This is a genomic window from Thermogemmatispora sp. (assembly GCF_019683635.1).
Lineage (GTDB): Bacteria > Chloroflexota > Ktedonobacteria > Ktedonobacterales > Ktedonobacteraceae > Thermogemmatispora.
This window is the reverse complement of the sequence record NZ_JADGIA010000024.1, coordinates 1-26,764: the sequence shown is the minus strand read 5'-3', so window position 1 is coordinate 26,764 and position 26,764 is coordinate 1. Positions and strand designations below refer to the sequence as shown.

General features: G+C 60.0%; 21 protein-coding genes. 12 read left to right on the top strand and 9 right to left on the bottom strand.

The window, feature by feature from the left end; translation table 11 throughout:
- Positions 1-6 precede the first annotated feature (6 nt).
- Complete coding sequence (locus tag IRZ31_RS04785; protein ID WP_297150301.1) at positions 7-1,236, top strand: M48 family metallopeptidase; 1,230 nt, start codon at positions 7-9, stop codon at positions 1,234-1,236.
- A gap of 173 nt (positions 1,237-1,409) precedes the next feature.
- Here IRZ31_RS04785 and IRZ31_RS04780 read toward each other — a convergent pair whose 3' ends face one another.
- The 3 genes from IRZ31_RS04780 to IRZ31_RS04770 all read right to left on the bottom strand — a co-directional run bounded on the left by IRZ31_RS04780 (position 1,410) and on the right by IRZ31_RS04770 (position 5,444).
- Entirely contained in the window at positions 1,410-2,474 is a 1,065-nt protein-coding gene (locus IRZ31_RS04780; RefSeq protein ID WP_297150298.1) for an LLM class flavin-dependent oxidoreductase, read from the bottom strand.
- A 323-nt stretch (positions 2,475-2,797) separates the two neighbouring features.
- Complete coding sequence (locus IRZ31_RS04775; RefSeq protein WP_297150296.1) at positions 2,798-2,992, bottom strand: hypothetical protein; 195 nt, start codon at positions 2,990-2,992, stop codon at positions 2,798-2,800.
- Between the two features lie 271 nt (positions 2,993-3,263).
- Positions 3,264-5,444, bottom strand: coding sequence for a polysaccharide lyase family protein (locus tag IRZ31_RS04770; protein ID WP_297150293.1), 2,181 nt, complete (start codon positions 5,442-5,444; stop codon positions 3,264-3,266).
- Positions 5,445-5,776: 332 nt separating this feature from the next.
- Here IRZ31_RS04770 and IRZ31_RS04765 point away from each other — a divergent pair, with 332 nt between their 5' ends.
- The 4 genes from IRZ31_RS04765 to IRZ31_RS04750 all read left to right on the top strand — a co-directional run bounded on the left by IRZ31_RS04765 (position 5,777) and on the right by IRZ31_RS04750 (position 9,981).
- On the top strand, positions 5,777-6,343 hold the full coding sequence (locus tag IRZ31_RS04765) for an RNA 2'-phosphotransferase (protein ID WP_297150290.1): 567 nt from the start codon (positions 5,777-5,779) through the stop codon (positions 6,341-6,343).
- A 308-nt stretch (positions 6,344-6,651) separates the two neighbouring features.
- Entirely contained in the window at positions 6,652-7,203 is a 552-nt protein-coding gene (locus tag IRZ31_RS04760; protein WP_297150286.1) for an HdeD family acid-resistance protein, read from the top strand.
- Positions 7,204-7,376: 173 nt separating this feature from the next.
- Positions 7,377-8,468, top strand: coding sequence for a hypothetical protein (locus tag IRZ31_RS04755; protein WP_297150281.1), 1,092 nt, complete (start codon positions 7,377-7,379; stop codon positions 8,466-8,468).
- 103 nt (positions 8,469-8,571) lie between these two features.
- A complete protein-coding gene (locus IRZ31_RS04750) occupies positions 8,572-9,981 on the top strand; it encodes an FHA domain-containing protein (RefSeq protein ID WP_297150328.1) in 1,410 nt (469 codons plus the stop codon).
- Positions 9,982-10,004: 23 nt separating this feature from the next.
- On the opposite strand, the gene IRZ31_RS04745 is transcribed toward IRZ31_RS04750, so the two are convergent.
- On the bottom strand, positions 10,005-10,757 hold the full coding sequence (locus tag IRZ31_RS04745) for an MBL fold metallo-hydrolase (protein WP_297150278.1): 753 nt from the start codon (positions 10,755-10,757) through the stop codon (positions 10,005-10,007).
- Between the two features lie 228 nt (positions 10,758-10,985).
- On the opposite strand from IRZ31_RS04745, the gene IRZ31_RS04740 reads away from it, so the two are divergent.
- Complete coding sequence (locus IRZ31_RS04740) at positions 10,986-12,251, top strand: 3-oxoacyl-[acyl-carrier-protein] synthase III C-terminal domain-containing protein (protein ID WP_297150275.1); 1,266 nt, start codon at positions 10,986-10,988, stop codon at positions 12,249-12,251.
- Between the two features lie 291 nt (positions 12,252-12,542).
- On the opposite strand, the gene IRZ31_RS04735 is transcribed toward IRZ31_RS04740, so the two are convergent.
- On the bottom strand, positions 12,543-13,430 hold the full coding sequence (locus IRZ31_RS04735; RefSeq protein ID WP_297150272.1) for a GNAT family N-acetyltransferase: 888 nt from the start codon (positions 13,428-13,430) through the stop codon (positions 12,543-12,545).
- A 147-nt stretch (positions 13,431-13,577) separates the two neighbouring features.
- Here IRZ31_RS04735 and IRZ31_RS04730 point away from each other — a divergent pair, with 147 nt between their 5' ends.
- Both IRZ31_RS04730 and IRZ31_RS04725 read left to right on the top strand, forming a co-directional pair.
- A complete protein-coding gene (locus IRZ31_RS04730; RefSeq protein WP_297150269.1) occupies positions 13,578-14,444 on the top strand; it encodes a phosphatase PAP2 family protein in 867 nt (288 codons plus the stop codon).
- 253 nt (positions 14,445-14,697) lie between these two features.
- A complete protein-coding gene (locus IRZ31_RS04725; RefSeq protein WP_297150266.1) occupies positions 14,698-15,183 on the top strand; it encodes a PaaI family thioesterase in 486 nt (161 codons plus the stop codon).
- A gap of 217 nt (positions 15,184-15,400) precedes the next feature.
- Here the strand turns inward: IRZ31_RS04725 and ftsH are convergent, their stop codons facing one another.
- A complete protein-coding gene (gene ftsH, locus IRZ31_RS04720; protein WP_297150265.1) occupies positions 15,401-17,548 on the bottom strand; it encodes an ATP-dependent zinc metalloprotease FtsH in 2,148 nt (715 codons plus the stop codon).
- Between the two features lie 395 nt (positions 17,549-17,943).
- On the opposite strand from ftsH, the gene sigZ reads away from it, so the two are divergent.
- Positions 17,944-18,564 carry an RNA polymerase sigma factor SigZ gene (sigZ, locus tag IRZ31_RS04715; protein WP_297150262.1) on the top strand — a complete coding sequence of 207 codons (621 nt, stop codon included), beginning with the start codon at positions 17,944-17,946 and terminating at the stop codon, positions 18,562-18,564.
- A gap of 173 nt (positions 18,565-18,737) precedes the next feature.
- Positions 18,738-19,538 (top strand): methyltransferase domain-containing protein, encoded by an 801-nt coding sequence (locus tag IRZ31_RS04710; protein WP_297150259.1) that lies wholly within the window; start codon positions 18,738-18,740, stop codon positions 19,536-19,538.
- A gap of 94 nt (positions 19,539-19,632) precedes the next feature.
- Here the strand turns inward: IRZ31_RS04710 and IRZ31_RS04705 are convergent, their stop codons facing one another.
- The 3 genes from IRZ31_RS04705 to IRZ31_RS04695 all read right to left on the bottom strand — a co-directional run bounded on the left by IRZ31_RS04705 (position 19,633) and on the right by IRZ31_RS04695 (position 23,843).
- Positions 19,633-20,475, bottom strand: coding sequence for a hypothetical protein (locus tag IRZ31_RS04705; RefSeq protein ID WP_297150255.1), 843 nt, complete (start codon positions 20,473-20,475; stop codon positions 19,633-19,635).
- A gap of 197 nt (positions 20,476-20,672) precedes the next feature.
- Complete coding sequence (locus IRZ31_RS04700) at positions 20,673-22,097, bottom strand: APC family permease (RefSeq protein ID WP_297150253.1); 1,425 nt, start codon at positions 22,095-22,097, stop codon at positions 20,673-20,675.
- A gap of 264 nt (positions 22,098-22,361) precedes the next feature.
- Positions 22,362-23,843, bottom strand: a complete 1,482-nt coding sequence (locus IRZ31_RS04695; protein WP_297150250.1) for an APC family permease — start codon at positions 23,841-23,843, stop codon at positions 22,362-22,364.
- A 669-nt stretch (positions 23,844-24,512) separates the two neighbouring features.
- Between IRZ31_RS04695 and minC the strand changes: the two genes are divergently transcribed.
- The gene (gene minC / locus IRZ31_RS04690) at positions 24,513-25,403 is read left to right on the top strand and encodes a septum site-determining protein MinC (protein ID WP_297150247.1); all 891 of its coding nucleotides are present in this window, start codon (positions 24,513-24,515) and stop codon (positions 25,401-25,403) included.
- A gap of 455 nt (positions 25,404-25,858) precedes the next feature.
- Complete coding sequence (gene minD, locus IRZ31_RS04685; protein ID WP_363325634.1) at positions 25,859-26,695, top strand: septum site-determining protein MinD; 837 nt, start codon at positions 25,859-25,861, stop codon at positions 26,693-26,695.
- Positions 26,696-26,764: the final 69 nt, after the last annotated feature.

Genomic DNA, 26,764 nt, shown 5'->3' with positions numbered 1-26,764 from the left:
CGTTTTATGGAACGAGAGCAGTTTATACAACCAGAGCAGCAGAGAGAAGAGAAGCCAGCTGCGGCTGTCCAGCTTGATCCCCAGCGCCAGCAGCAGGCGCGTGAGTATGCGCGCATCCGGCGGCGCCTCTGGCTTGTGGGGTTGGCCATCGCCGCTGTTGGCCTGGTGGCTCTCTTTCTCTTCCGACTCGACCTCTGGCTGCGCGACCTCTTGCAGCCGCTGGCCTGGCAACCACTGGCAGGCTGGTACCCGCTGCAGGTGGCTGGCTACTTCCTGATCTTGCTGCTGCTATACGAGCTGATCAGCGCTCCTCTAACCGTCTATCGCGGCTACATCCTGCCGCGGCGCTACGGCCTCTCCGTACAGACGCTGGGGGCCTGGTTAGGCGACCTGCTCAAGGGCTTGTTATTGAGCATCGTTTTGGAGCTGGCGGCCCTGGAACTCATCTATCTGCTACTGGCCACGCAGCCGCTGGCCTGGTGGCTCTGGGTAGCGCTGGTGATGCTCCTCTTCTCGGTGGTGCTGGCCAATCTGGCCCCCGTCCTGGTTCTGCCGCTCTTCTATCGCTTCACACCCCTACCTGATGGCGAGCTGAAAGCACGCCTGCTGGCCCTGGCCGAGCGTGCCCACACGCGCGTACGCGGTGTCTTCACTATGCACATGAGCAGCAAGACCACCGCAGCCAATGCGGCCCTGATGGGGCTGGGGAACACCCGCCGCATCGTCATCGGCGATACGCTGCTCGATCAGTACACGCCCGATGAGATCGAAGTCGTACTGGCTCATGAGTTGGGTCACCATGTCCACGGGGACATCTGGAAGCTCATCGCCAGCCAGTCGCTTTTGACCCTGGTCGCTCTCTATCTGATCAATGTCACGCTGCACTGGCTGGCCACGCCGCAGCTCGGCTATCACGGCCTGGCTGATCCAGCGACCCTGCCCCTGATTGCGCTGGTCAGTGCTGCCGTCGGCCTGATCTTCATGCCTCTGGGTAACGCCATCAGCCGCTATCTCGAATACCAGGCCGACGAGTATGCCCTGCTGACGACGGGCAAGAGCGAGGCCTTTCAGAGCATGATGACACGCCTGGCTAACCAGAACCTCGCCGAGGCTGAACCGGCCCCGCTCGTCGAGATCCTCTTTCACGACCATCCCTCGATCAAACGTCGGCTGGAACATGCCGAGGCCTTTGCACGCCGCCAGAGTCGCGACAATCTGAGCCTGGCCAGGCGCTGACCTCCTCCCAGAGCGGGCCGGGCGGCGGGAGCGGATGGATGGAGAGCAGGACTGTGTCCAGGCCAGGGACGTTGCAGCAGAAGAGCGCGGGCGGCTCGTCCTTGGCCTGGGCTGTCTACCCTGGCCCGGCAGAGCGGCAAGCAGACCCCCAGCCAGGTCAGGTCAGGTCAAGCTCAGGAGCGCAGGGCCTCCATCAAGGAGCTCAGAAGCTGGCCGGCCTCGTCCACTGAGCCGCCTGGTATGTTGAGCAGCGGCTGATCCACGCCGCGCTCGGCCCATAGATCCAGCTTGGCCACGATTTCGCGCGGCGTTCCCACAATGCTCACGGCGTCCAGCATTTCTGGATCGACGGCCTCGATGGCGCTCTTCATGCCTTGCTTCCAGCCCTCGATGACAGCCTGGACCTGGGTCCCATAGCCGTGGCGAGTGAGCATCTCGGCGTAATAGACCCCCATCTTCCCGATATAGTAGGCCAGGGGGGCAGCAGCCTGATTGCGAGCTGCCTGGCGCATTTGCTCATCCGCATTCTCGGGCAGAATCACGCTGGTGATATACGGAGCAATCAACGCACTATGAGGGGGGCGTCCGGCTCGCTGCGCGCCCTCATCCAACTGCTGACGCAGCTCCTGCCACTTATGGCCCGGCCAGTAGACCGGCAGCACTCCATCGGCGATCTCCCCAGTTTGAATGACATTCTTGGGCCCCATAGCGGCAATGTAGATCGGTACATCCGCGCGCAGCGGCGTGAAACGCAGCTTAAAACCGCGCTCCAGCTTGAAGAACTGGCCGTGATAGATCAGCTTTTCGTGACGCAGAATCGTCCTGATGATCTCGACATACTCGCGCGTGCGCTGCAGGGGCTTTTCGAAAGGTACGCCGTGCCAGTGCTCAATGACATTGGCGCCCGAGGGGCCGAGGCCGAGGATCATGCGCCCCCCAGAACGCTCATCTAAAGTGGCAACGGTGCTGGCGATCAGGGCCGGGGTACGTGAGTAGATATTGGCTATGCCGGCGCCAAGCTTGATGCGCCTGGTCACACGAGCCAGATCGGCTAGCGAGGTAAAGAGTTCGTAGCCCCAGGACTCGCCCAGCCAGACAGAGTCGAAGCCCAGCTCATCGGCAATCTTGACCTTCTCGACGATTTCGTTCCAGGCTCCGGGGAATTGCGGCGAATCAGCCACCAGCCCCACACGGCTGCGATAAGCCTTCGTCGCTGCAGGCGCGGGATCAGCGCTCATGCCTGCGTACCTCCATTGGTAGAATTTGCTGCTATGCTGAAATTATAGCGCATGCTAGCCTTTAACTGGCCGTGCTGCTGCCTGGCTGCTCTCTCGGCCTGCCTGCCTGCCTGTCTGCCTGCCTGGAAGCCTCTCGACTGGTGAGCCGCCTCCCTGCGCCGAGAAAGAAGAAAAGGCTCTTGCTCCTGTTGAGTACTGGCCTGCCCTGGCCCAGGACGAGCATCCTGATGTGTCCTCACATGGCCGTGGCGACAGGCCAGCCCTATCCGCGCCCTTTTCTCGCTCAAGACGCTTGCTTGCCAGACAAGACCTGACCCTCTCTGTCAGGATTTCAGCATCTTTTTGCGCTGGTTCCATTGATCCAGCGAGCGGACTACGAAGCGTGGCTGACCATACAGGTAGATGGCCAGACAGTAGTAGTCAGGTTGCCCTACCTCGGACAAGATGCGCACCTCCACCTTTGGAGCTTCCTGTTGAATGAGTGTCTGTAGCTGCTGTGCCTCTTGATATCTGAGCATAGACAAAACCTCGGCTCATCAGAGCCGGTCTGTGATCATTTTACCCGCAGTAACGGAGAAGACTGGTTAAGCATTGCATTGATAAACGAAAAGGCTAGCACCGCGAGCCTTCGGGCCGGGGAAGCGGGGGAGCGACAGCCAAAAAAGGTCCAGCGGAGCGCTGTCTGGCTGATCGAGAGTGAGGAGAAGGGGGGATCAAGAGAGGCGCCCGTGGTCAGAGACTGACCGCAGGCGCCTTGTCCAAAGGAGGAGGGGAAAAGATTCTATAGCTTCAGGTGAGCGTGCAGCTCTGGCCGTTCAAGGTGAACGAACCTGGCGCAGGGTTACTGGTTGTCCAGCTTCCATTGAAGCCCAGCGTTGTCGCCGTACCTGGGGCCAGGACCGCATTATAGCTCAGACTGCTGGCGCTCACCTGGCTCCCCTGCTGGCTGAAGGTAGCATTCCAGCCCTGAGTGACCGTTTGGCCGGCGCTGAAGGCAAAGGTCAGCGTCCAGCCGTTGATTGTAGTTGTCCCACTGTTTGTCAAGGTGATGCTGGCCGTGAAGCCACCGGGCCACTGGCTGGTGACGCTATAGCTCACGCGGCAGGCGTTGCCCGTCGTTGTTGCTGTCGGCGTAGGGGTGGGCGTCGCCGTAGGCTGCGCTGTCGGTGTTGGAGTGGGCGCAGGCGTAGGAGTAGCCGTCGTGCCGCCACCGGTCACCTGGGGTCCCACCTCCAGCTTGAGCGTATCGTACATAACGCCGCCGCCGCTGCTCACCGAGGTCATCGCGAAGGCCACCGTATTACTGCCGACCTTCAGCAGCGAGGCCGGGAAGCTAAAGACCATCAAATGGTAGTAGCCACTCTGGTTAGCGCTGCGGTAAATCGCCGCATCATTGGTGTAAGCGGGATAGCTACCGATGGCTGTCCCGTTCACACTGATCGTCACGGCGGCGGTGCGCGTCATACCGGCCAGCGCCACCGTCAGATGAGCGTTGCCGCTATAGCTTTGGCTCAGAGAGAAATTAACATTCCAGGTCCCGACCGCCGTCTGAGCATAATACCAGTTGTTTGCTGGCGTGCTGGAGCCGATGGTGTAGGTCAGATTCGCCGGGACCTGGTTCCAAAGACCGTACTGGCGCGGCAGGTTGCCCAGACGGAACTCCGCCGCCTTGCGGTCCGCGGTGCCGATTTGCCAGAGGAGGGTACTATAGCGCACCGGGCTCCAGGTCAGGGTTCCCAGGTTGGTGCTCGTGCCGGTCACGTTCACATTATCCAGCTCGTACTGATCGGTGATATCCCCGATACTGCCGCCATTGGCCCAGGCATAGAGGCTATAGCTGCCAGGGCGCACCTGGCGAAGGGTGAAGTTGCCGGCGCTATCGGCCACCGTCGTAAAGATGTAGCCGGCGCCCTGAGCATAGACATCGCCACCTGGTTGGGCCAGCGTAATCTGAGCGCCGGCGGCGGGACGCCCATCGGCCAGACGCAGCGTGCCCGTCACTGTGGCCCGCGTAAGTGGATAAGCCGGATTGGAGAGCCAGCTATAGGGCCACTGCTGCTGCTGGAGCGCGGCCTGGGCCTGGGCGTCGCTGATACTCCCATTGTTAAAGTAGACAAACCAGGGACCGAAGAACTTACCGTTGGGGATCGTCACCTCCGGCGTGCCGAAATGCGCGCTGATGAGCATATTCAAGACAACAGCATCGCCAGTACTGCTATCGACGTGAACCGTCAAATCTTGCTTCAACGGTCCTCCATTGTTGTACTCATGGCTGGGCGAGATCAGCCAGACACCGTAGCCGTTGCCGTAGACGCCGTGGAGCAAATCTTGACTCATCAAGTAGGTAGCCGCATCGTATTTCGTGTAGATAGTGCCATCGCTGAGCTGGTAGGTTGAGTCCTGCAGCTCGGTGGCCGACTGAATCTGGCTGAGCGTGGGGAAAGCGATAGCGCTCTCGACGCCATTGTAGCCTGTGCGAAAGATCGAGCCGTCGACGCGGTAGAGCGTGCGAAACTCACCGACGGTCCCGATGCCAGTGGCCAGAAAGTAGGAGTAGAGGCCACTAACGCCACTCTGGACCACGTAGTGCAGCTCACCCCAGCTGCTGATGTAGGCGATATCGACCATGCTAGAGGTATTGGTCACGACAGTGAGCTGAGTCGGACTGAAGCCTGTACCCCCATTGATCGAGCTGTAGAAGCCCTTAGCCGGCCCAATCAGCTCCTTGCCCTGCCAGACCAGCGAGTAGCCTGTGCCAGAACTGTTGAACTTGATTGTAAAGATACCATTGCTGATCGTCGCCGTCATACCGGAGACGCTCAAGGTCACGGGCGAAGCGGCGCGGGCCGGCTCATCGTGCGGTCCGCGCAACGCTGTCACCAGGGCCAGGCTGCACAAAACGAGGAAGAGGATTAGCCCACGAGAAAGCGCTCCCGGGAGGAGCAGAGAGCGGAGTCTCTTGCCAGACATACTGCGATTCCTTTCTGTTCTGTCTGTGGCTCATGCTGCTTTCATCCTGAAAAGCAGGCGTAACGCGGTTGACCAAGGCTCCCTGATGTGAGGAAGGACCTGTTCAGGCCCGCTCTGATTCTTGTACATAGAGAAGTATACATCAAAAGACTCGCGGCTGGCAGGAGGTGAGAAAAATCTCAGGCCAGGTAAAGGGTAGAAAGGCGAAGAGAGACGTTGACCTGGCTCATAAGCTTATCTTCATCTGAGAAAGACGCTTTTGAGAAAGACGCTTTGACTTTTAGGTAATCCTTGAGAGTACAGAGAGAGCAGAAAGGAGCTATGATGAGTTCATGAAGCAGAGAGGGGAGAGGTCTATCGATTATCGCAGTCTGAGCCGGACGGTCGCCCATGCCCTGCGCCATCAGCCGGAGCTGTATGGACTCCAGCTAGATGAAGAGGGCTGGGTCCCCGTTGCTGAGCTGTTGCGAGCCTTGCGCCAGCATCGGGCGAGCTGGCGCGATGTGCGAGAGGAAGATCTAGAGATCATGATAGCCAGTGCGGAGAAACAGCGCTACGAGCTGCGCGACGGGAAGATACGGGCCCTCTACGGGCATTCACTGGCGCGTCGCCTGCCCAAACAAGAAGCCATCCCGCCAGAGATCCTCTATCACGGAACCTCGCCGGCGGCGCTCCCCGCCATCAAACGTGAGGGACTCAAGCCGATGCGCCGGCAGTATGTGCATCTCTCCGTGGATAGCGCCACCGCCAAACAGGTGGGTGGACGCCGAACATCTCAGCCTGTGGTGCTGGAGGTGCGCGCGCGTGAAGCCAGCGAGCATGGTATCCGTTTCTATCGCGGGAACGACCAGGTGTGGCTGGCCGATGCCATTCCGCCGGCCTTTATCCGCTTCCCCTGAGCAAATGAGCATGCTGGTCAGGGTCGCGCAGTCCCTTTGTGCTCGTGGCTGATCGCTCACGCGCTCGCCATATCTATGGCGGCCAGTCGGACCGAGAGTAGAAACAACAGCCTGCTCAAGCCGCGCCTGTTGAGCCAGGCTGTTGTCTCCGACAGACCCTCTTTTGCGTGTTCCCTATGAATAAATGGATGCAAGAGAGGCTCTGCTGTGGTTATCATCTAATGAGAAAGAAAAAATCTGCAACGTCTCTCCCATGAGGAGAGAAAGCAGAGTGACCGGTGTGGCACAGGAAAAGGAGCGTGATAGGTATGATGAACGGTTATCAGATCTCGCAGCACTCGTGGTGGATACTGGCCATACGCGGAGTAGCGGCCATTCTCTTCGGTATTGCTGCCCTGCTCTGGCCTCATCTTACACTTCTGGTATTGATTTACCTCTTCGGCGCCTACGCTCTTGTTGATGGCCTTGTCGCCGTAGCGGTGGCGCTGCAGGAGCGTAACAATGTCGGCCACTGGTGGATTCTCCTGATTGAAGGGCTGGCTGGCATTGTGGTGGGCCTGCTAGCCTTCTTCTGGCCGGGCATTACAGCCCTAGTCTTGCTAGCCCTGATAGCCATCTGGGCCATCTTCACGGGCGTGATCGAGGTGGCGGCGGCTCTGAGCTTCCGACGCGCGTTCGGCTTAGAATGGACGCTGATGCTGGCTGGCGTGGCCTCCATTCTCTTGGGGATTGCCCTGGCCTTGAGTCCAGCGGCTGGACTGCTGGCCCTGGTCTGGCTGATTGGTCTCTACGCCATTGTCTTCGGCGTGCTCCAGCTCATTCGGGCCTTCCAGTTCCGCTCCGTGCTCTCCTCGTGGTGAGAGCCTCTGCGGCCAGCCTGGGGGATGAGAGCCACGCTCGCCCTGGCCCCGCCTGCAAGGAGGTCCCCAACAAGTCCTATGCCTTTGTCAGCTCTGACACGCTTTGATATAATGCCTTCATCTCTCACCACATTCTCCTGGTGCAAAGCAGGCAAGGGGCGAGAAAAGAGGCAATGGCCAGAAAGATCATCGTGCTGTTGCTGGCTGTCAGCGGGCTGGCGGGCCTGGGGCTGGGCTATGTCTGGGGCGGCTTGCAGAGCTATGCCCATTATCAGCAGGCGAGTCTGGCAGATCGCCAACACTGTGGTGGCCAGCTCCCGGTGCGCGTTTGTGTGAATGCTCCCCAGGACGTGTTTTCCGCCTTTTATCCCTCTTACCTGCACACAGAGAGCGCTGTCGTGGAGGTGCTCTTTAGTAGCGTGGCTGGCCCGCAGCCACTGCGCATCAGCGTAGCCATCGCCGGTTTTTCGCAGACGGAGACACGCACGGTGAGCGCGGTGGAGCGGATGCAGAGCGCGGGCTTTGTGCCACCACTGCTGAATGGGGCCTTGCAAAAGCTGACCAGTGATCGTCAGACCCAGCTGCAGGTGACCGTGGCCGATGTGCGTGGTACGCGCTATTACAGCAATGCCATCCCTTTACGGCTCCATTCGCGGCGCCTGATGGCCTGGTCGGCGGCCAATCGGTTGCGCATCGCGGCCTGGATAACGCCGACTGCTCCCGCGGTCGAGGAGCTGGTGACGCGCGCGATGGCCTACCTTCCTCAGCAGCCGCCGCCGGCTCCGCTGGCGATGACGGGCTACTCGGGAACGATTCTGCGTCAGGTGCTTGATCAGGTCGATGCTATCTTCGATGCCCTACGACTCGACTATGGCCTGCGTTGCCAGCGCCAGGGTGTCCCCTATGCTGGACCGGAGAGCACAGCCTCAGCAATCCAGGCGATTCGCCTTCCTTCCGAGGTTCTCCAGCAGGGTAGTGGCTCGGATATCGAGGTAACTCTCTTGCTGGCTTCGGCGGTGGAAAGTATTGGCCTGCACGCTGTCATTGTGGTGCTGCCCGATCGCACTTTACTCGGGGTGGCGCTCTCCCCTGATGAACAGGGTTTTGGTTATTGGGATGCAAGTCAGCTGAGTGCTGCTATGACAGGCGATGCTGTAAATATTGCCAGCGATGCGCTCTATGCTAAGGAAGAGAAGCAGGGTGCTGTCCTCGACAGAATTCTGATTTCTGAGGCTCGCCATGCCGGCGTTGAGCCGATGCTCTAGAGCGATGGGGCGTATGTAAGGAGGGAGTGCTACGAGTAGCGTTGCTTTCCCTGAATGGTTTAGCTTCGGTTGCTACGGTGGCCTCCTCTGTTGTTTGCTGACGATGGCCGGAGAGGTCGTCTATAAGCTGCTGGGCCGCCGCGGAACAAGACGCCAGCTCGCTGGGGCGCTGCTGGTGGAGGGGTTATCTGCGCTGTTGATTGCTCCCGCCCTGATCTGGTTTTATCTGCGTTTCGTTCCCCTGCAACCAGTGCTCCCGCCCGCGGAGGTGGCGGCCATGCTGGCCTATGTGGCCCTGTGTGGCTGGGGGCTGCCGCTGTCCACAGCCCTGGGCTACGGCCTCTTCGCGACGCCTCTTTCCGTTGGTCTCCAGGGGACCCGCGCCCTGACGCGCAACCTGAGTGCTCCCCAGCTAGCTGCATCCCCGGCTCCCTACGCGCCGCATCCGCCTGGCGTGACCGCCCCTTTTGTCTTCAATGCCGACACACCCTGGGGGTGGCTGGAGCATCGCAATGGTCGCTTGCAGGGTCAACGGCTGGCTCTGACTCGCACCTTTGTGCGCCTGGGGCGCGGCGAAGAAAACGATATCTGGCTCGACGATGATCTGGCCTCGCGCTATCACGCCGAACTGATCTGGGACAATGGCCAGGTGTATGTGACTGACTGCCACAGTCTGAACGGCGTCTTTCTCAATGGACAGCGCGTCTCTGGTTCTGCCCCCGTGCACTCGGGCGATATGCTAGAGATCGGTTCCCTGCGCTTCCTCTTTGAGCTGGCCACGCCGACGCGCACGGCGGTCTCAACTGACGATGATCCTTTGCTGCGCCATCCTCATCCGCTGCGCCCCGTGCGCCTGCGGAAGAGCGAGGCAGCATCGCCAGTGACAGCGCCACCTGTGACGCCCCCAACGCTCACCACGGCCTGGGAGCCATCATTTGGGGCCAGACCCGCAGTCGACGAGCCGCAAGCCTCGCTCCGGCAGACACCGCTGCCCTCTTTCTCAGAGGCGTCCCAGACAATCACTGCACCCTCGGAGGCTCTGCCAGCGATGCGCACGGTGACCCATCTCTTGCTCATCTGCAATGGGACCCTGGTGGGACGCAGCTTCGTGTGTAACGGGCCGGCTCTGGTGATCGGCGCTGATCCGGGCTGCGAGGTCTGTCTCCCAGATCCTTCCTTGGCCCCACGCCATGCCCTCTTGCTGGTGCGCTCTGAGGGCCTCTATCTCCAGGACCTGACGGATGGTGCGACGCTGGTGAATGGGGAGCCGCTGAGCAGTCCATGCTTGCTGGAAAGTGGTGATCTGGTGCAGTTAGGGGCCGTGCTTCTTCAGTACAGGCCCCTGGTCACCTCGCCAGCAGCGGGTACGTTCCCGGGAGCGTCCGCCTCTCCTCCTGCCTCCACCCCCAGTGAACCGCTCTTTACTGCGGCCCAGCCGCAGCTACAGCACCCGCTGCAGCCGCAGTCGCAGATGCAGCCGCACGCACAGCCGTTCTGGCCTCCAGAACATTGAGTCTTGCTTGCTTCAGCTCCGCCCTACCAGTCCAGGCGGAGCTGGGCGGCGGCGTTGCGAGCGAGCAGAGGCTTGCCCTGACCCGGGTAGAGATAGTAAATCTGGAGATCACGCAGCAGGCGCAGCGTCTCCTGCTGACCTCGCTGATCGCCGCCGGCGTGGAGGATAGGCACTCCTCCCTCGGTCGTGCTGATTGCGGCCCCGCCGATCAACTCCCAGGAGAAGGGATTATAGAGGCAAAAAGAGCCCCGTGTCGCGCCGCTCGTGGCGATCACGCGCCAGTCCTCGTGACGTGGCAGACCGCCTACATCTTGCAGCCAGATACTTACCTGGCGCAGATGAGGGGCGGTGAGAGCGAACAAGACGTCAAGCGAGAATAGCTCACCAGTGCGGAAAGGCATAGAAATGCTCAGATTACCGCCTTCGTTCCCGCGGCCTTCCTCGCCCGAAGAGGAAGCACGGCTTCTCACCTTGGAGAGCGCGGCTACTGGCGCCGCGCAGCGCTGACGCAGCGTCTCGATACCCCCGCTTTGGTTTGTCTCCAGGCTGGTCAGCACGATCAGATCGATATCGGCGGGCGAGCGCTTCAAAAAGCGCTCGGTGTAGTACAGGATCAACTGCCCATTTAAGGAGGAGCGAGGATCGACGACCACCAGACCGCCATCGTCGATCAGGTAGGTGTTGAGCATGCCAAAGCGGTCGGTGATCGTATGAACCTGGCGAAGCTTCTGGGCGGTCCGGGTCGGAGCTTCCTGCCCGGGCGAAATAGCAGTCATGCGTCTCTCTCCTCTGCTAGCGCGATAGCTGCCTTTCCTATCCTATCACCCAGGTCAAGCGAGGGCGGAACCGGGCGGCGCCGTCAAGCTGCGCTGCCGCTGCCTCTCTGACTCAGAGCGGTGACTGGAAGATCAGCGCTAAGGACGGGAACGGCGGCAATGTGGTATACTTGGAATAATCGGTCTTATGCCTGATCATGGAACCTCATTGAGGGAGTTCATCAAGCAATGACATCCTTCCCTACAGATGGATCATGGCCGCAGTATACCTACATTGTGCCTGAGATCTACACCCGCGCCAGAGTGCGCCTGATTGGCCTGGGCACCTATGCACCCGCTGGAATCATCACCAATGATTTTTTTGCCTATATTTCGACTCGCCTGGGCGACCCGCGCAAGGCCGAGGATCTGGAGCGGGTGACAGGTCTCATTACCCGCCATGTGCGCGCGAGCACACTAGAGCTGTGCCGCCGGATGGCCGGTGATGAGGCACCCGGCCTGATCGACAGCCCTGATGCCCCGCGCGATGAATCGCTGGTCGATATGGCCGTCGTGGCAGCGCAGCGGGCCCTCGAAAGCGCCGGTCGCTCGGCTTCCGAGATCGATATGATTATTGGCGCCTCCTCCTCTGATAACGATGCTTTCCCTACTATCGCCGGGCAGGTCCAGCATCGCCTCGGCCTCAAGCCCATTCGCGCCACAATGCTGCGCGGCGCCTGCGCCTCCCAGACCGAGGCTTTTCAGGTCTGTGCCGAGGCGCTTTCTTGTAGCACGGCGCGCCTGGTGTTGTTGGTGACGGCGGAGGGCCTGCTGCCTAATATTATGCACATTCTGGATTGGAAGACCAGCTCGCTTTTCGGTGAGGGCGCAGCAGCCTTCTTGCTGGAGCGCGGCGAGGAGGGAGATGAGACCTACGCCATCAGTGGTTATGATGCTGGCCAGGCCGCGGCTCTGTTTTATCAAACGCCGCTGCGCAAGGATTCCATCGAGATGGCCGAGGTCGACATGAAGATTCTTCAGCTTTATCGCGAGGGGAAAGGCAAAGAGCTGGCGCAGCTGCTCTCACAGAATCTGGTGGGCTATACCAAAATGAACGGCAAGGAGGTCTTCCGCGAAGCCCCGCGCGCGATGGCGGAAGCGGTTGATGCCTGCGTACGCCATGCTGGCCTCCCTTATGACGAGGTGGCCTACATTATCCCCCATCAGGCCAACTCGCGTATTACGCGCCGCCTCGGCGAGCTCCTGATTCACGATTATGGCTGGCCGGCTTCGACAATGGAGAAGCTGGTCGATAATTTCCGCTATTATGGTAATCTCTCGAATGCAAGCATTGCGGCGGCTATGGCCGAGCTGATCTATCATGACCAGTTACAAGACGGCCAGTGGCTGGCGTTGCCTGCGGTTGGCGGTGGTATGCACTATGGCTGCTGGCTGGTGCGCTATCGGGCGCTGAAGAATCCTCGCGCGGTCATGAAGCCACTGCAGCATCAGTAGCCTCTCCACGCCGGATTGAAAGAGTAAGAAGGAAAGTACTCCTCGACAGCGAGGCGGGACGGCCTGCTGGGTCCGCGGTAGCTGAGCTGCGCCCTCCGTCCCGCTTTCTGTTGCTGATTCTCTTCTTGGCTCCTCTGCGTGCGTCGCTGTCCTGGCTTTGCTGCCGGGCAGGATGGTTGGCTTCTGGCTTCTGCTGCAGCCGAGCTGATAGGTAAGAACCTGGCCAGAACCAGAGGAAACAGCGCTTGGCCTGAGTGGCACTGAGATAAAGGTGGCGGCGGTGTAAACGACTCAGGTCAGCATGCGCTCATAGGTGACATAGGGGCTGTCGGCGACTTCATATTCGGCTCCAGCGAAGGTATCGCGCACCATCAGCAGGTCAGGAACATGGGCGCGCACCGCCTCCAGATTACGCTGCGCCGTCAGATGACGCAGGACATAGGCGAGCTGGCCGATGGTGTCAGCAGTCGTACCGTCGATATAGCCAATGAACAGATATTGGCCGTGGCGTCCTTCGCGCTGCTCAATCATCATCAATCCATCAAGGCGCTCCCAGCGGCGCAAGAGATAGATCTCGCCGGCGTTGATCTTCGCCTTCAGCAAGCGGTCGCTAATACTATAGGCGATAAAACCCGAATAGTAGAGGCCACCAGTCAAAGGGAAGATATTCGAGACATTGAGATAGTCAATAATCTCTTCCAGGTCCTCGACGCGTGCCGGCTCTGGTCGGGGGAGAGAAGCCAGGCGCTGTGGCAGTTCTGGCAAAGGTGGGGCCTGAAAGGGGAAAAAGCTACCGACCTCATGCATACGACTTTTCCTGGCCAGAGCGATGGCGGCACTGTTGCTGGCCTCGGTAAGCAGGCGCACTGTCCTTGCTCCCAGGCGCAGAGCCTCAGCCAGCGCAGCCTGGTGCAAAGCGGTCGCGACTCCCTGGCGGCGATAGGCCGGGTCAACGCGTAGACCTTCCAGCCAGGCTTCGTACTCATTGAGCATGCGCAAATGGAGTAGACCTACGGCTCGCCCGTCGCTGGCGGCCACCAGTAGCCTCCCTTGCTGGTCCTCTAGCCAGGCATCCCAGGCCTCGGCGATGTAGTCCCCCCACTCCCAGGTATGAGCGCAAAAAGCGAGAACCGTCTCACGATCCTCCGGACGCGCAGAACGTACCTCGAACGTTGCCATCGTGCTTGCTCTCCTTCCCCTCTTCAAGCCAGGGTAGTGCCTTCCTGTTCACTGGCGGCGGTTCTCCATCAGATATAATACAACAAGGAGGCGACTCGTCTGCGTTGCGAGCACCTCCACTCGCTCAAGAGGAGGAAGCAGGTCAGGATGGCGGAGCGCCCTTCTCAGACCAGGCGACAGGGAGAAGCGCCTCAGGCGATCAGCGGCAGCGAGGAAGAAACTCCTTTACAAGAAATGCAGCGAGAGATTCAGAGAGAGCGACTTCCCTGGTATCGGACATTACATCGAGGCCAACTCTTGTTGGCTCTCTACACGCTGCTGCTCGGCCTGTTCGCGCTGCTGGCCTGGTGGGTTCACGCCCACCCGGTACTGACCATCGACGTGGCCATTACGCGCGAATTCCAGGAGGAGCAGAGTCCCTGGCTACGCACGCTGATGCTGGCAATCAGCTTCATCGGCAGTGTGCCATTGCTGGCGGCGGGGCTGGTGTTAGTCACGGCCATTCTGCTCTGGCTTGGACGCCTGCGCCTGGAAGCTTTGATTCTGCTTGGTAACTGTTTGAGCAGCGAGCTACTCAATCGTACAATCAAGCTGCTGGTCGCGCGTCCGCGTCCCTCGCCCACGCTGGTTGAGGTTTTGCAAGCGGCCAGCGGAGCAAGCTTTCCCAGTGGGCATGTCATGGCCTATGTGGCCTACTGGGGTCTGCTGTTCTCCTATGGCCTCATTCTCTTCCAAGGCCGGAGCTGGTGGCGTATCCTTCTGCTGCTCCTCTCAGGCTTTTTCATTGTTATGGTGGGACCATCGCGTATCTATCTCGGAGACCATTGGGCCAGCGATGTCCTTGGCGGCTATCTCCTCGGCGGAGTCTGGCTGAGCCTCTGGCTGCTCCTCTACCTCCGCCTGCGGGAGCGTGGCCTGCTGACCCGGGTCAGCGCGCACGAGAAGCCCGTGTTGCAAGAAGAGGTGGCAGAATCTGGGTCTTCGGCTCCCTGGCGCAGTCGAGACCAATCTTGAGGGAAAGGTGTGGAGAAGGTTGTTGTGGGTTCGCGGGTGGGAGCCGATGCCAGGTTGAGGAGGCTGGTGGAGCGCTTGCCTCTGATCGCTGGGCTGTGATACACTCAGCCTAGGCCGGTGGTGTGGGGGGCGAAAGAGAGCCTTCCCTGTAAGTTCTGTCTGCCTGCCTGCAGCAGGTAGACAGGCCCAAGGACTCCCCGTTCAAGCTCCACCGGCGAAAATTCTCCACGGAAGGACGCCCTCTGCTCGTTCTATGAAGCTCAACGACGATACTGACTATCAGCGTTGTTTTGTCTGTGGCCAGCGCAACCCCTATGGGCTGCAGCTGGTTTTTCGTCGTGAAGACCAGAGCATCGTCGCCGATTTTCAGCCGCGCGAGGAGCACCAGGGTTTTCCTGGCGTCATTCACGGCGGCATTGTGGCTTCCGTCCTGGACGAGACCTTGGGACGGGCCTCGCTGCTCGCTCAGCAGCCTCAGTGGACCATGACGGGCAAGCTGGAGGTGCGCTATCGGCGCTACGTCCCTTATGGGCCATTATTGCGAGTGCGCGCCTGGCTGCTCAAAGAGCGGCGCACGATGCTGCAGGCTCAGGGGGTGCTGACGCTGGCCAGCGACGAAAGCACGCCGCTGGCAGAGGCGCAGGGCCTCTTTTTACCGCTGCCAGAAGCCTTTGTCGACACGCTCATGCGCGACTATCCAGGGCTACGGCAGTTCTTCACTGGAGAGCTAGAGGAATGAGCGCTGAGCAAGGCAATAGCCAGAGCCTGGCGCGCTGTCAGCTTCACAGTGAGAGAGAGCACTCAGTCAAAGAGTGTCATCAGAGCAGCCAGCGAGCCTGACAATTGATCCAGCAGAGAAGGCAGGCCCGCTGTGCTGCCCGCCTCCTTCCTGGTAACCTGGCGAAGGAGCGAGCCGGGCGTCGACCTCCACGTTACGAAGCCGGCCCGGCGCTTCCTCACAGGAGACGGCTATCATTGCCAGGCGCAGCGGAGGCGGGCGGCTCCGACTCGTTGCGGCTTGTGCCAACCTCGGGAGGAGCCGGCGCTGAGGTCGGCTCTGGTGGAGCGATCACCTGAGGAGTGCCCAGAGGAACCGGCTCATCGGGGGCCGGTGTCGCGCCGGTCTCGGCCAGAATAGCGCGCAGCTGCTCGCCATCGAGCGTCTCGTGGCGGCGCAGCTCCTCCGCGATGCGGTCAAGCGTACGGCGATGACGGGTGAGCAGATCGATTGCCTGCTGGTAGCAAGAGCGCACGATGCGCTCAACCTCTTCATCGATCAGCTCCGCAGTCTCCTCGCTATAGTCGTAGGGCTGGCCGACCTCCATTTCGGAGACACCCGAGAAGGGGCTGGGGCGCTCACTGTAGGAAATCGTTCCCAGGCGCTCACTCATGCCCCAGCGCGTCACCATCTGGCGAGCGAGGGCCGTCGCCTTCATCAAGTCGCTTTGGGCGCCTGTCGTAATAGTGCCGAAGACGACTCGCTCAGCGGCCTGGCCACCAAGACCGTAGGTGATCTGCGCCAGGAGATACTCCTTTGGATAGTTATAGCGATCATCCAGGGGAGTTGACATCGTCACACCTAACGCCTGGCCGCGCGGCACGATGGTCACCTTCGTGACCGGATCGGAGTGAGGTGTGAGCAGACCCACCAGGGCATGACCTCCCTCATGGTAGGCCGTCACGCGCAGGTCTTCCTCGTTGAGCACCAGCGGGCGCTCAGCGCCCAGCAGGATCTTGTCAAGGGCATCTTCGAAGCAGCGGCGGTCAATGTAGTCGAGGTTGCGACGGGCCGCCAACAGGGCCGCCTCATTCGCCAGATTGGCCAGGTCGGCGCCCACCATGCCCGGCGTCGCCCGTGCGATCGCCTCCAGGTCCACGTCCGGGGCCAGTGGCAGATTGCGCGTGTGGATACGCAGGATTGCCAGGCGTCCGCTCCAATCGGGGCGGTCCACGGTCACGCGGCGGTCGAAGCGACCGGGGCGCAGCAGGGCCTGGTCCAGACCATCGGGGCGGTTGGTCGCTGCCAGCACCACCACCGCCTGATGCGACTCGAAGCCATCCATCTCAACCAGCAGCTGGTTCAGCGTCTGCTCGCGCTCCTCATTGGTATTGATGCTGGCGCCGCGCTGGCGTCCGACGGCGTCGATCTCATCGATGAAGATGATGCTGGGAGCAGCTTTCTTGGCCTGGTCGAAGAGATCGCGCACGCGGCTGGCGCCCACACCCACCAGGACCTCGACGAACTCAGAGCCGGACATCGAGAAGAAGGGGACGCCGGCCTCGCCGGCCACAGCCCGTGCCAGCAAGGTCTTACCGGTGCCCGGAGGGCCAACCAGGAGGATGCCGCGCGGGATCTTGCCGCCCAGGCGCTGGAACTTCTGGGGCGTCTTCAAAAACTCGACGACCTCCTGCAGCTCGTACTTAGCCTCATCGACCCCGGCCACATCGGCGAAGGTCGTGCTGGGCCGGTCCTCCAGGATCAGGCGCGCGCGGCTGCGGCCAAAGTTAAAAATGCCTTGCTGCCCCTGCGTGGCTCGACGAGTGACAAAGAAGAATAATCCCAGCAGGAAAGCCCAGGGAAGCACCGTAATCAGCAGGTTGATCCAAAAGCTGTTGTCCGGCGGAGCCTGGTTAATCACAGTCACTCCTTTGGACAGCAGCAGCGGGATCAGCTGCGGATCGGTCTGCGGCTGGGGTAGTTGGTAGACGTGGTACTGTTGATGGCCGTCTACCGGTTGGCGGAAATCGCCGACGATATCCGTCTGTCCAATAAAGGTCGCCGTCTTGATGTTGCCGGCGTTGATCTCCTGATAGAACTGAGTATATGTCAACTCCTCCCGTTGAGGAGAGGAACTGCTATTGGCGTTACTGATATAGCTATATAAGTACAACCCCAGTACCAGCAGTACTACCAGCAGCAGCCAGAAATTCAGGTTTGAGGAACGCGGCGGCTGCCCAGAGGGGCCGCGCGACTGGTTAGGCGATGACTGCTGTCGCTGCGACTGGCGCGGCGGCACCGGTAGCAGCGGGGGCGGCGTATTATTATTTTGATGGTTGCTTTGCTGTTGTGCGTGATACAGACCAGATAATGGCTCTTTTTCCATTGCGAGACGTTCCTGTTTTCTGGTTGCGCCGTCTTTCGCTGAGAGCGGCGTGCATCCCGCTCCCTGGCACTGGCGTGACACTTTCAGGTGCTCCCTATAACTACCTTATTATATCCCACACAAGGCGAAATTGCACACTGTCAAGAGAGGCACAGAGCGCTGGAGTGTGACCAGACCAGTCTGCCAGACTGACCAGGGCCAGCTCGCCGAAGAGCTGGTCAGACTCCCTTTCCATCGTTTCAAAAGATATTTACGAACGAGTCTCGGTAGAGGTGCAAGAGAAGGTGACCTTCTGTTCTCCCAGCAGCTGCCTTACCTCAAGAGAGGGGGCTGCGTCCTTTCAGGCGAAGCCGCGTCTTCTAAAAGAAAAGTCTGTGCACGAGGAGGCCGCACCAATGTCCAGCGTGACTGAACGAGCCTGGATTGCCTTACATGAGCCGTTGCGTCTCTTTCTCCGTCGTCGACTGCCTGACGAAGAGAGCGTGGACGACCTCTTACAAGAAATTTTTCTCCGTATTCACCAACACTCTCAAGAGCTGCGTTCCAATGAGAAACTAGAGCACTGGGCCTATCGCATCGCCCGTCACCTGGTCTGCGATTACTACCGTCGGCGTCGCAACCTTCTGCCGCTAGAGGATCAGCCTCAGAGCCAGGCGGCCACGAGCGAGGTCCTGCCGCGCCCTGAGCAAGAGCAAGAGAGCGAGGCGGCGCGGGCCGCCATCAAGCGATCCTTGCAGGAGCTAATCCACTGCCTGCCTGCACCCTATCGCGAAGCGCTGATCCTTACCGAGTATGAAGGTCTCTCACAGCGCGAACTGGCCCGCCGCCTGGGACTCTCCTTCTCAGGAGCCAAATCGCGCGTCCAGCGTGCGCGCGAACGGCTCCGCCAGCTTCTACGGGCCTGCTGCCAGTTTGAATTTGATCGTCTGGGACGAGTCATCGGCTACCAGCCACTGGCCTCCTGTTGTATGGACCCCGAGACAAACAATCAGTGTAGTGGCGCTTGCTTCCAGTGAACGTCTCTGCTCCGCAATGCTATGCGATCGCCCAGATTGTCCTGCCGTCCTGGTCGACGCGCTGGCTGCGTCCTTTTCCCAGAGAAGGCGTCTTCTCTTTCAGACAGAGCAAAAGCTGCGCTGATCCGGCTGATTGATTGCCAGCACCAGCCAGCAAGAAGGAGGAGACCAGTATGGCAGACATGCCTTTTACATCAGAAGAAGCACTACGGTCATTTATTCAGCGCTACTATCAGGAAAACGGAGTGAGTTCTGCGGTGGCCTGCTGTAGCGGAGATGAAAGTCAGGAGCGGGCGCCTGGCCAGTGTACCTGCTATGCTCCTGAGCAGCTCAAGAGCCTGCCCGCGGAGCTGCTCGCCGGCGCCTGCTGCTGTGGCAATCCTCTCAAGTACGCTCAACTGAAGCCGGGAGAAATCGTACTTGATCTGGGCTGTGGCACCGGCCTCGACGTTCTGCTAGCGGCCCGGCAGGTGCAGCCTGGAGGAGTAGCCTACGGTGTTGACATGAACGAGGTTGCGCTGGGGCGGGCCGAGCAGTATCGGCGCCAGCTCGGCCTGGAAAACGCGCGCTTCCTCCACGGGATCATCGAAGCTGTCCCGCTACCCTCGGAAAGCATCGACGTCATCATCTCCAACTGTGTCATCAACCTGGCGCCTGACAAAGAGCGCGTCTTACGCGAAGCCTACCGTCTCCTCAAACCAGGTGGCAGACTGGTCCTGGCCGATACAGTCCTTGAGGGCGAGCCACCGGCCAGACTCCAGCGCGAACCGCGGGCCTGGGCGACCTGCCTGACTGGCGCCATCAGCGCTGCAGCCTATCGTGAGCTGCTAGCCGCCGTGGGCTTCCAGGAGGTCGTCGTCGAGCTGGCTTCAAGAGACTGGGGCTGGCCGCCATTTGTCAACCAGGAAGAGCGCCATCGCCTTGAGGGCCGCTGGCTCAGCGCCAGCATTCGCGCGCACAAACCATCAGCCTGACCTCGATCGCCTGCTGACGCAACCAAGGCGCCGAGCCGCAACCAGTGCTAAGAGGCGAGCAGCCTTGATCAGGCCGGAAAGCGAGGCGAGCTCATCAAGGCTGAGCCTGGGCCTGAAGCTGTAGCACGATCGAGGCTGTCGCTCCTGGAGCGATCTCCAAACGATCGCCCGGCCTATTCAGCGCATCCTCGCTGCCGACCGTCGGCTCAAAGCAAACGAAAGCGTGCTCTGGGCGGGTCGGCAGTTCCGTCCACACCTGCATATTATGCAGCGCATAGCGACCGTCCTGGGGCAGCTCCGCAACGATCAACGTTCCCCGTTTGGGAAAAGTGATCGTCACCTCGCCAGCGAACGGGTAGGGGGTATCTGGCGGCTGATGCTCCCAGTCGATCGCCGCCGCCTCGAAGCCAGGCAGGCCCTGCACCTGCAAGCGCGGCTTATCGGCCTGAGCCACAGCAAAATACGGATGGAAACCTGGAGCAATCGGCATCATCTCAGCGCTGCGATTCGCCATCTCCAGCGTATAGGTCAACCTACCGGGCGCCACCGCCACCGTCACCGTAAAAGTAAACTCATAGGGATAGCAGGCGCGCGTCACCTCGCTACTCTGCAGCTGCAACTGGACCTGACGCTCGTCTGCCGCCAGCAGGGTCCAGGGCAGCAGGCGACCGAAGCCGTGGATCGGCAAGGTGGTTCCCTTCTCCACAAACAGCCCATTGCGCAGGCGTGAAAAATTCGGGATCATCAGCGGCAGGCCCCAGCGGCGCACATTGCCGGTGGTCAAGGGGCGATACAGCACCTCCCAGTCGCCAACCTGGAAATGCGAAACCAGGCAGATCTCAGGGATCACCCCCACCAGCGTCCCCTGATCGCGCAGCACCAGCTCGCGCTCTGTCGGAAAACGCAGAAAATCGCGGGGAAGCAGAGAAGAACTCATCAGCCAGACATCTCCAGAGAAAGAGTCTCTAGCCGCTATTGTAAAAAGCAGCAGCAGCCAAAGCAAGCTCAAGCACGGTCAGCAGTGGAGGGCCAAGTACTCCCCGCTCACCAAAAAAAAGAGAGGCGGCGCCGATGGGCGGCCCGCCTCCCCATTGTATCTTCAGCTACGAGCGGAACGACCTCTACCAGAGGAACTTACTCGGCCTCCACGTAGACCTTGCTGCTCGCTTCCAGCACCTCTGGAGCGCGGAAGCGCAGCACCAGAGCGATGATGATCCCGAGCACCAGCCAGGCCACTGCCAGTGGGAAGGCCCACGTCAGCGGAGCCTCGTACTGCTGCGTTGCCTGGAACCAGAGCACGATCAGCAGCACCACCGTTGGGATCAGCGGCAGCAGAATATGACGGAAGACATTAAACTCACTGGGGTGCTCGCGCAGGTAAAAGACCGGTACCGCCACGCAGGTCGCCAGGTAGACCAGGATAATGGGCAGCACAATAATCGTACCGATCAGGGCGAACGCGGTCCCTGTTCCAAAGGCGAGACCGAGCGCCACCGTCAGTACAGTGCCCACCACCATAGTGAAAACAATGGCCACATCGGGCGAAGCAAAGCGGTTCAGATGAGCCAGCACTCCCGGCAGAGCGCGCACACGGCCCATAGCGTAGAGCACGCGCGACACGGCGTTCACACCGGCATTCGAGTTTGCCAGCGCGCTATTCAGAATCGCCAGGTTCACAATGATGCTGAAGCCGCCCCAGACGCGCTGTGCCATCGTTCCCCAAGGGTTTGGATCGCTGGCATAAGCAGCGATCTTCGCCGGACCCCAGCCGACCACGGCAGCATAAGAGCAAAAGACATAGAAAAGACCGATCAGGAGGGCTGCCAACACAATTGCCAGAGGCACAGTACGGCGCGGATCACGTGTTTCTTCAGCCAGAGGAGCCGATGACTCATAACCGGCAAAAGCCAGCACCGTGAAAATCATTCCCAGCAGCACGCCCTGCCAGCCGCCAAAGCCTGACTGTGCACTGGAAGCCGGATTGAAGGTTGCCAGACTATTATTGTTCCCGGCAGTCACAATCAGCCACAGAGCCAGCAGTAAGAAGACCCCGATCTCGATGCAGCCCAGCACCACGCCCACATCGGCAGAGACCTTGATACCGAAATAAGTCAGCACAAAAACCACCACAGCGAAAATCACAGCCCAGATCGCCCATCCGTAGGGGCCCAGAGGCAGAATCGAATCGGCGACCGGTCCCAGCACCAGCAGCTGCAGAGGAATAATCAACAGGTAAGCCAGATCGAAGATCCACCCAGTCACCCAGCCAGGTATGGAACCGAGCGAGCGGCTGATATACGTAAAGAAGCCACCAGCGGAAGGCAAATGGCGCGCTAGCTCCCCGATATTCAAGGCGATCAAGACGCTCACCACCAGCGTAATCGTCACCGCCAGGGGAAGAGCAGTTCCGGCGAAAGGCACCGCGGCACTTAAACTAAAAGAAACAGCGGAAGCCGGCGCCATTGTCGTAATCGACTGGAAGAGCACACCGGGTAAGCCGATCGTCCCGGATCGCAGGTTGCCCTGCTCCTCGGTTGGCGCGCTAGACTTAAGCGTCATGGCGATCCACTCCTTTACAAACAACAAAATAACTGCAAATGAGCAGCGAATTCAAGCGCTGCTCGTGAAACAAGAGCGGCTGTGGCCCCACCGGGACGGGGCAGCAGCGTGGCAGGAATCAGAGGGCGCAGCGAGCGGACCTCAAGCCTGGTGCATGGAAGACCAGGCCGGGTCGGAGTCGCGAGACTGCGCCTGGCCAGCAGCAAGAGCGAAGTAAGCAACCGCTCTGGCACCCTGGAGCGGTTGCAGGCAAATAAGAGCCGTTCATGCTTCGAAGCTCTGGTCCTGCCAGGCAGCCTGGCTAATAGCGAACATACTGGCAATGCCGCAGAGCACCAGGCAAATCACAGTCAAGCCGCCCACAATGTACCACCACTGGCCATTGCTGATCTGTTGTGGGATCGGCGAGTACAATAATGTTACAATCATTGCCATTAAGCAGGCAAGAGGCGCGATGATAATGCAGAGCCACAGCACCGGGAGTGGCACCACCAGCAGGCGCAGGAAGCGCTCACGCTGGCGGAAATAGAAGACCGCCAGGTCGACGAAGATAAAGATTGACGAGAAAGCCCAGACCAGAGTCAACACCGAGAGCGTCACCGTAAAGACCACTGTGGCCAGGTCGGTGGGCTGCCCCAGAGGCAAGAGATAAGGCAGCAGGAAAATCAGCGCGGCGCACAGGCAAGCCACCACCGTCTGGAAAATGATGGCGTTCGCGGGCTGGCGATTACGGTTCAAGCGGCTCAGCCCCAGTGGCAGGAAGCGGTCGATGCTGGCCACCATCAGCAGGCGGGCAAAGGCCACATTCAAAAGGGTAGTGAAGATTGGGAAATAGGCAATGACACAGACCGCGGCCACATTCCCCAGGAACTTCCCAAAGACATTATCGATGACGCTGATCACCGCAAAAGGCCCCTGGCTGGCGCCATCGGGACCGAGGACGACCAGAAGGGCGAAGGTAATCACCAGATAGCTGAGAATGACAAAGAACGCGCCCCAGGAGACATGACGGGAGGCGATGCGCTCGCTAGCCATTTCGCCGCCAAGAATCATCGAGATATCGGCGCCGAGGTAAGCCAGCACCACGCTTCCGTAGAGCACAAAGTTGGAGGGATCGATGCCCCAGGAATGGAGATCGTTGAAAGGCGTTGCTGTACGATGACCAGTTGCCAACCAGATCAGGGCCGCACCACCGAGTAAGACCACCACTGCGTAGGTCAAAAGCGTAATCGCATTGATCACCAGGCGCAGGGTGCTCATCGGCTGGAGTGCCAACACAGTGGAGATGATCAGCAAGGCGATGCAGAGCAAGCCCTGCTGCCAGGGCTGAGTCAGCCAGGAAGAGTTGAGGCCCTGAATGAAGGCGATGCCAATGCTCAGGCTAGCAACCATTGCCAGCAGACCTGGCATCCAGAAAATCAAGCTAGCGAAGAAACCCCAGAAATTCCCTAGCGCGCGATGGGTCCAGATGTAGGTAGAGCCTTCGTGGGGGTAGAGAACACCCAGTTGGGCAACGCCGATCACGCAGGGGATAAAAAAGACCACGGCTCCCAGCAGCCAGTAAGTAAAAGCGGCAGGCCCCGCCCCTATCGTACTTACTGGATTGTTAATGAAGAGCATGATCATCATGAAGATCATCATCATGTCGAACATGCCGAGAGCCTGGGGCATTGTTCGTGGAACATAACTTTGGGAGGGGAGGTCGCCCTTTTGCTGATCCAGACGCTGCAAAGCTTCTAAAGCCATCGTAATGAACTCCTGAAGGTTCAGATCGTCCAGAGCCAGGGCCAGAGCCGGAACAGCGGCGCTGGATGGCCATCCGGGTACCGGCGAACTGAAGAGATCGCGGTGGTCAGCGCAGCGCTGGCTGACTAGTCGCCTCCTTGACCTTGGCCGAGGCAGTAAGAACAATGACCGTACCGAATAGCAAGAGTGATCTCTACAGTGAAAGAACTCCTGGCCTTCTGATAGAAGTTGTGAATCGCTTCCCCTATCCTGGACGCACGGATAGGAAAATGGGGAGAGTACATCACTATAATAGATGAGTTGAGGGCTGGCGTCTAGCCCATAATCTGTAGATAGGAATGAAGTAATGTTTGCCTCAATCAAAGGTACCTCTCAAGCGGCGAGTCGAGGGCGGGGGTGCGCGCTATCGCCTGAACTAAAGAGAAACGCCGGCTGGCAAAGAGAGGCAAAGAAGCTGCTCCTATTGCGTTTTGTTGCTCTGGCGTTTATACTGTAACCTGGTAGCATCAGAAGGTGGTTCTTTGTAGCAGATGGCCCGTTCGACTGCGGGCGGCCACCCCAAAGGGGATATTGGAGCAGAAGAAGTAAAAGAGTAGCGCCGGGAAAAGAAGCCAAACTCCTGCTTGAATGAAGAGAGAAGAAGCTGATACAAGAAAAGCAGCGAACGAAATGAGTGCGCAGGGTTCTGCCGAGCAGGCGACGTCGAGTGCGCGTGACCGGCTGAAGAGGACGGGCGACGCTTCGTCCTGGTTCGTAGCGGATGAGGCAGAGCGGAGGGAGGAGAGGCCGTCTGCGCAGGGGCAGATTGCGATCAAGGGGACGCGCCACGGTCTGCTCTTAACGCTGGAGCCGGATACGCCCTTTGGTGAGCTGCTGCAAGCTCTGGCCGAGCGGCTGGCCGAGGCCCCTGATTTTTTTCGCGGGGCCACGCTGACGGTTGATACCCGGCAGCGGGTACTCCACGCCAGCGAGCGGGTTCAGCTTGAAAATTTGCTGGCGCATTATCGGATGTCGATTGCTTCACTGGAGCAGGTTGCCGGCATGCGCCGGGGGGGTCTGGGCGAGGGGACCAGGCTGGGGCTGGGTGTGAACGGAGGGCCGGCCTATACCGCTACCGGGCCATATGCGTCATACTCGCCCTATGAGAGGACAGGAGCAGGGGCTGTGACTGTGGACCTGGGGCTGACGACGGGTCAACGTGATCCGCGTGAGTCAGATGATACGCTCTTTTTGCGTCGGACAGTGCGTTCCGGCCAAGCGATTCACCACCACAGCAATATTGTGGTCCTGGGCGATGTCAATCCTGGAGCGGAGGTGGTGGCGGGTGGCGATGTGATCGTCTGGGGTGTCTTGCGCGGTATGGTCCATGCCGGCTATCCCGATAATGAGCAGGCGCTGGTCTGTGCGCTTCTGCTGGCGCCGGTCCAGCTGCGCATCGCCCATTTGCTCTCTCGCCCGCCCGAGGGGCTGGAGGTGCAGCCGCGTCCCGAGGTGGCCTCGATTCGCCAGGGTCAGATTGTGGTCGAAACCTGGCTCAACGGTCGCCCGCCGCGTAAGTAAGGGGAGAAGGCAGATAGAGCTGGCCTGAATGAAGCCAGACGCGGGGTCGCGGTAAAGCGGCGTCGGTGCTCGCTGAGGCCGTCCCATCCGCGGCTGTATCGCTGCTCTGGCAGCCTGGTCAGACTGCGCTCGCTCTTACCTGCCAGCCAGTCTCTCTGCCACGCAGCTGGTTGGTTGCTATGAAACTGGTCAGAGCAGAAGGTGATGCGGCGTCTCCCTGAGCCGGCTGGCATCCGTGATGAGATTAGAAGAAGCCCAGCAGTGGCCAACAGAAGGGGTTGAGCGAGACGAGTCGGAAGAACGCTGCTTGCTACTCCGGCTAGCTTGTTTGCTGGTTGAATCTCTGGCCGGCTGTTGACTGAGGTGAGTGGCCGACTGGCGACCGATCGATGCTGTGATATTTTGCTAGGTGTGCGAAAAGAACGGTGTTTTCCGAATCGACAGGGAGCATGCGCATGGATAGCCGGGTGATCACGATTACTTCGGGAAAGGGCGGCGTTGGCAAGACAACAACAACGGCGAACCTGGGAACAGCCCTGGCTATGCAGGGTAAGAAGGTGGTGGTAGTAGACTCGGATATCGGGCTGCGCAATCTCGATGCTGTGTTGGGGCTGGAGAACCGCATCGTCTACGATCTGGTCGATGTGGTCGAGGGGCAGTGTCGTCTGCGCCAGGCGCTGATTAAAGATAAGCGTTTGCCCGAACTCTATCTATTGCCCGCTGCTCAGACGCGTGATAAGAACGCCATCAATAGTGTGCAGATGGTGCAGCTCTGCCAGCAGCTGCGCCAGGAATTCGAGTTCGTGCTCATCGATTCGCCCGCGGGGATCGAGCAGGGCTTTCGTAATGCGATCGTGGGCGCCGATGAGATCATCATTGTGACCAACCCCGAGATGGCCTCGGTGCGCGATGCCGATCGCATCATCGGGCTGGTCGAGGCGGCGGGCAAGCCGGAGCCGCGCTTGGTTCTCAACCGCCTGCGCCCTGATATGGTGAAACGCGGTGATATGATGGATGTGGCGGATGTGTTGGAAGTGCTTGGGATCGATCTGCTAGGTATTGTTCCCGAAGATGAGTTGATTATTGTGGCCACCAATAAGGGCGAGCCGGTGGTCTACGATAAGCGCTCGCGTGCCGGTCAGGCATTTATGAATGCTGCGCTGCGCATTCTGGGTGAGGAGATCCCTCTTGAAGAGCTGATGGAGGCGCCGACGCTGATGGAGCGTTTGCGCCGCCTGGTGGGCTTTGGCCCCGCTGTCATGGGGAAGCGCACACGGTCCTGGCCGTCCTGATCAAGGAGGCGATGGTGCATGAGTATGCTTGATTTTATGGCCAGTCGCAAGCGGCCCAGGCCCGGCGAG

Bases quoted from the DNA above. Each gene is read 5' to 3' on its own strand.
- minC (WP_297150247.1), top strand. From the start codon at position 24,513: ATGAGTGCGCAGGGTTCTGCCGAGCAGGCGACGTCGAGTGCGCGTGAC.
- IRZ31_RS04705 (WP_297150255.1), bottom strand. From the start codon at position 20,475: ATGAGTTCTTCTCTGCTTCCCCGCGATTTTCTGCGTTTTCCGACAGAG.
- ftsH (WP_297150265.1), bottom strand. From the start codon at position 17,548: ATGGAAAAAGAGCCATTATCTGGTCTGTATCACGCACAACAGCAAAGC.
- IRZ31_RS04740 (WP_297150275.1), top strand. From the start codon at position 10,986: ATGACATCCTTCCCTACAGATGGATCATGGCCGCAGTATACCTACATT.
- IRZ31_RS04785 (WP_297150301.1), top strand. From the start codon at position 7: ATGGAACGAGAGCAGTTTATACAACCAGAGCAGCAGAGAGAAGAGAAG.
- IRZ31_RS04745 (WP_297150278.1), bottom strand. From the start codon at position 10,757: ATGACTGCTATTTCGCCCGGGCAGGAAGCTCCGACCCGGACCGCCCAG.
- IRZ31_RS04735 (WP_297150272.1), bottom strand. From the start codon at position 13,430: ATGGCAACGTTCGAGGTACGTTCTGCGCGTCCGGAGGATCGTGAGACG.
- minD (WP_363325634.1), top strand. From the start codon at position 25,859: ATGGATAGCCGGGTGATCACGATTACTTCGGGAAAGGGCGGCGTTGGC.
- IRZ31_RS04750 (WP_297150328.1), top strand. From the start codon at position 8,572: ATGGCCGGAGAGGTCGTCTATAAGCTGCTGGGCCGCCGCGGAACAAGA.
- IRZ31_RS04770 (WP_297150293.1), bottom strand. From the start codon at position 5,444: ATGTCTGGCAAGAGACTCCGCTCTCTGCTCCTCCCGGGAGCGCTTTCT.
- IRZ31_RS04775 (WP_297150296.1), bottom strand. From the start codon at position 2,992: ATGCTCAGATATCAAGAGGCACAGCAGCTACAGACACTCATTCAACAG.
- sigZ (WP_297150262.1), top strand. From the start codon at position 17,944: ATGTCCAGCGTGACTGAACGAGCCTGGATTGCCTTACATGAGCCGTTG.
- IRZ31_RS04760 (WP_297150286.1), top strand. From the start codon at position 6,652: ATGATGAACGGTTATCAGATCTCGCAGCACTCGTGGTGGATACTGGCC.
- IRZ31_RS04730 (WP_297150269.1), top strand. From the start codon at position 13,578: ATGGCGGAGCGCCCTTCTCAGACCAGGCGACAGGGAGAAGCGCCTCAG.
- IRZ31_RS04755 (WP_297150281.1), top strand. From the start codon at position 7,377: ATGGCCAGAAAGATCATCGTGCTGTTGCTGGCTGTCAGCGGGCTGGCG.
- IRZ31_RS04765 (WP_297150290.1), top strand. From the start codon at position 5,777: ATGAAGCAGAGAGGGGAGAGGTCTATCGATTATCGCAGTCTGAGCCGG.
- IRZ31_RS04710 (WP_297150259.1), top strand. From the start codon at position 18,738: ATGGCAGACATGCCTTTTACATCAGAAGAAGCACTACGGTCATTTATT.
- IRZ31_RS04725 (WP_297150266.1), top strand. From the start codon at position 14,698: ATGAAGCTCAACGACGATACTGACTATCAGCGTTGTTTTGTCTGTGGC.
- IRZ31_RS04695 (WP_297150250.1), bottom strand. From the start codon at position 23,843: ATGGCTTTAGAAGCTTTGCAGCGTCTGGATCAGCAAAAGGGCGACCTC.
- IRZ31_RS04700 (WP_297150253.1), bottom strand. From the start codon at position 22,097: ATGACGCTTAAGTCTAGCGCGCCAACCGAGGAGCAGGGCAACCTGCGA.
- IRZ31_RS04780 (WP_297150298.1), bottom strand. From the start codon at position 2,474: ATGAGCGCTGATCCCGCGCCTGCAGCGACGAAGGCTTATCGCAGCCGT.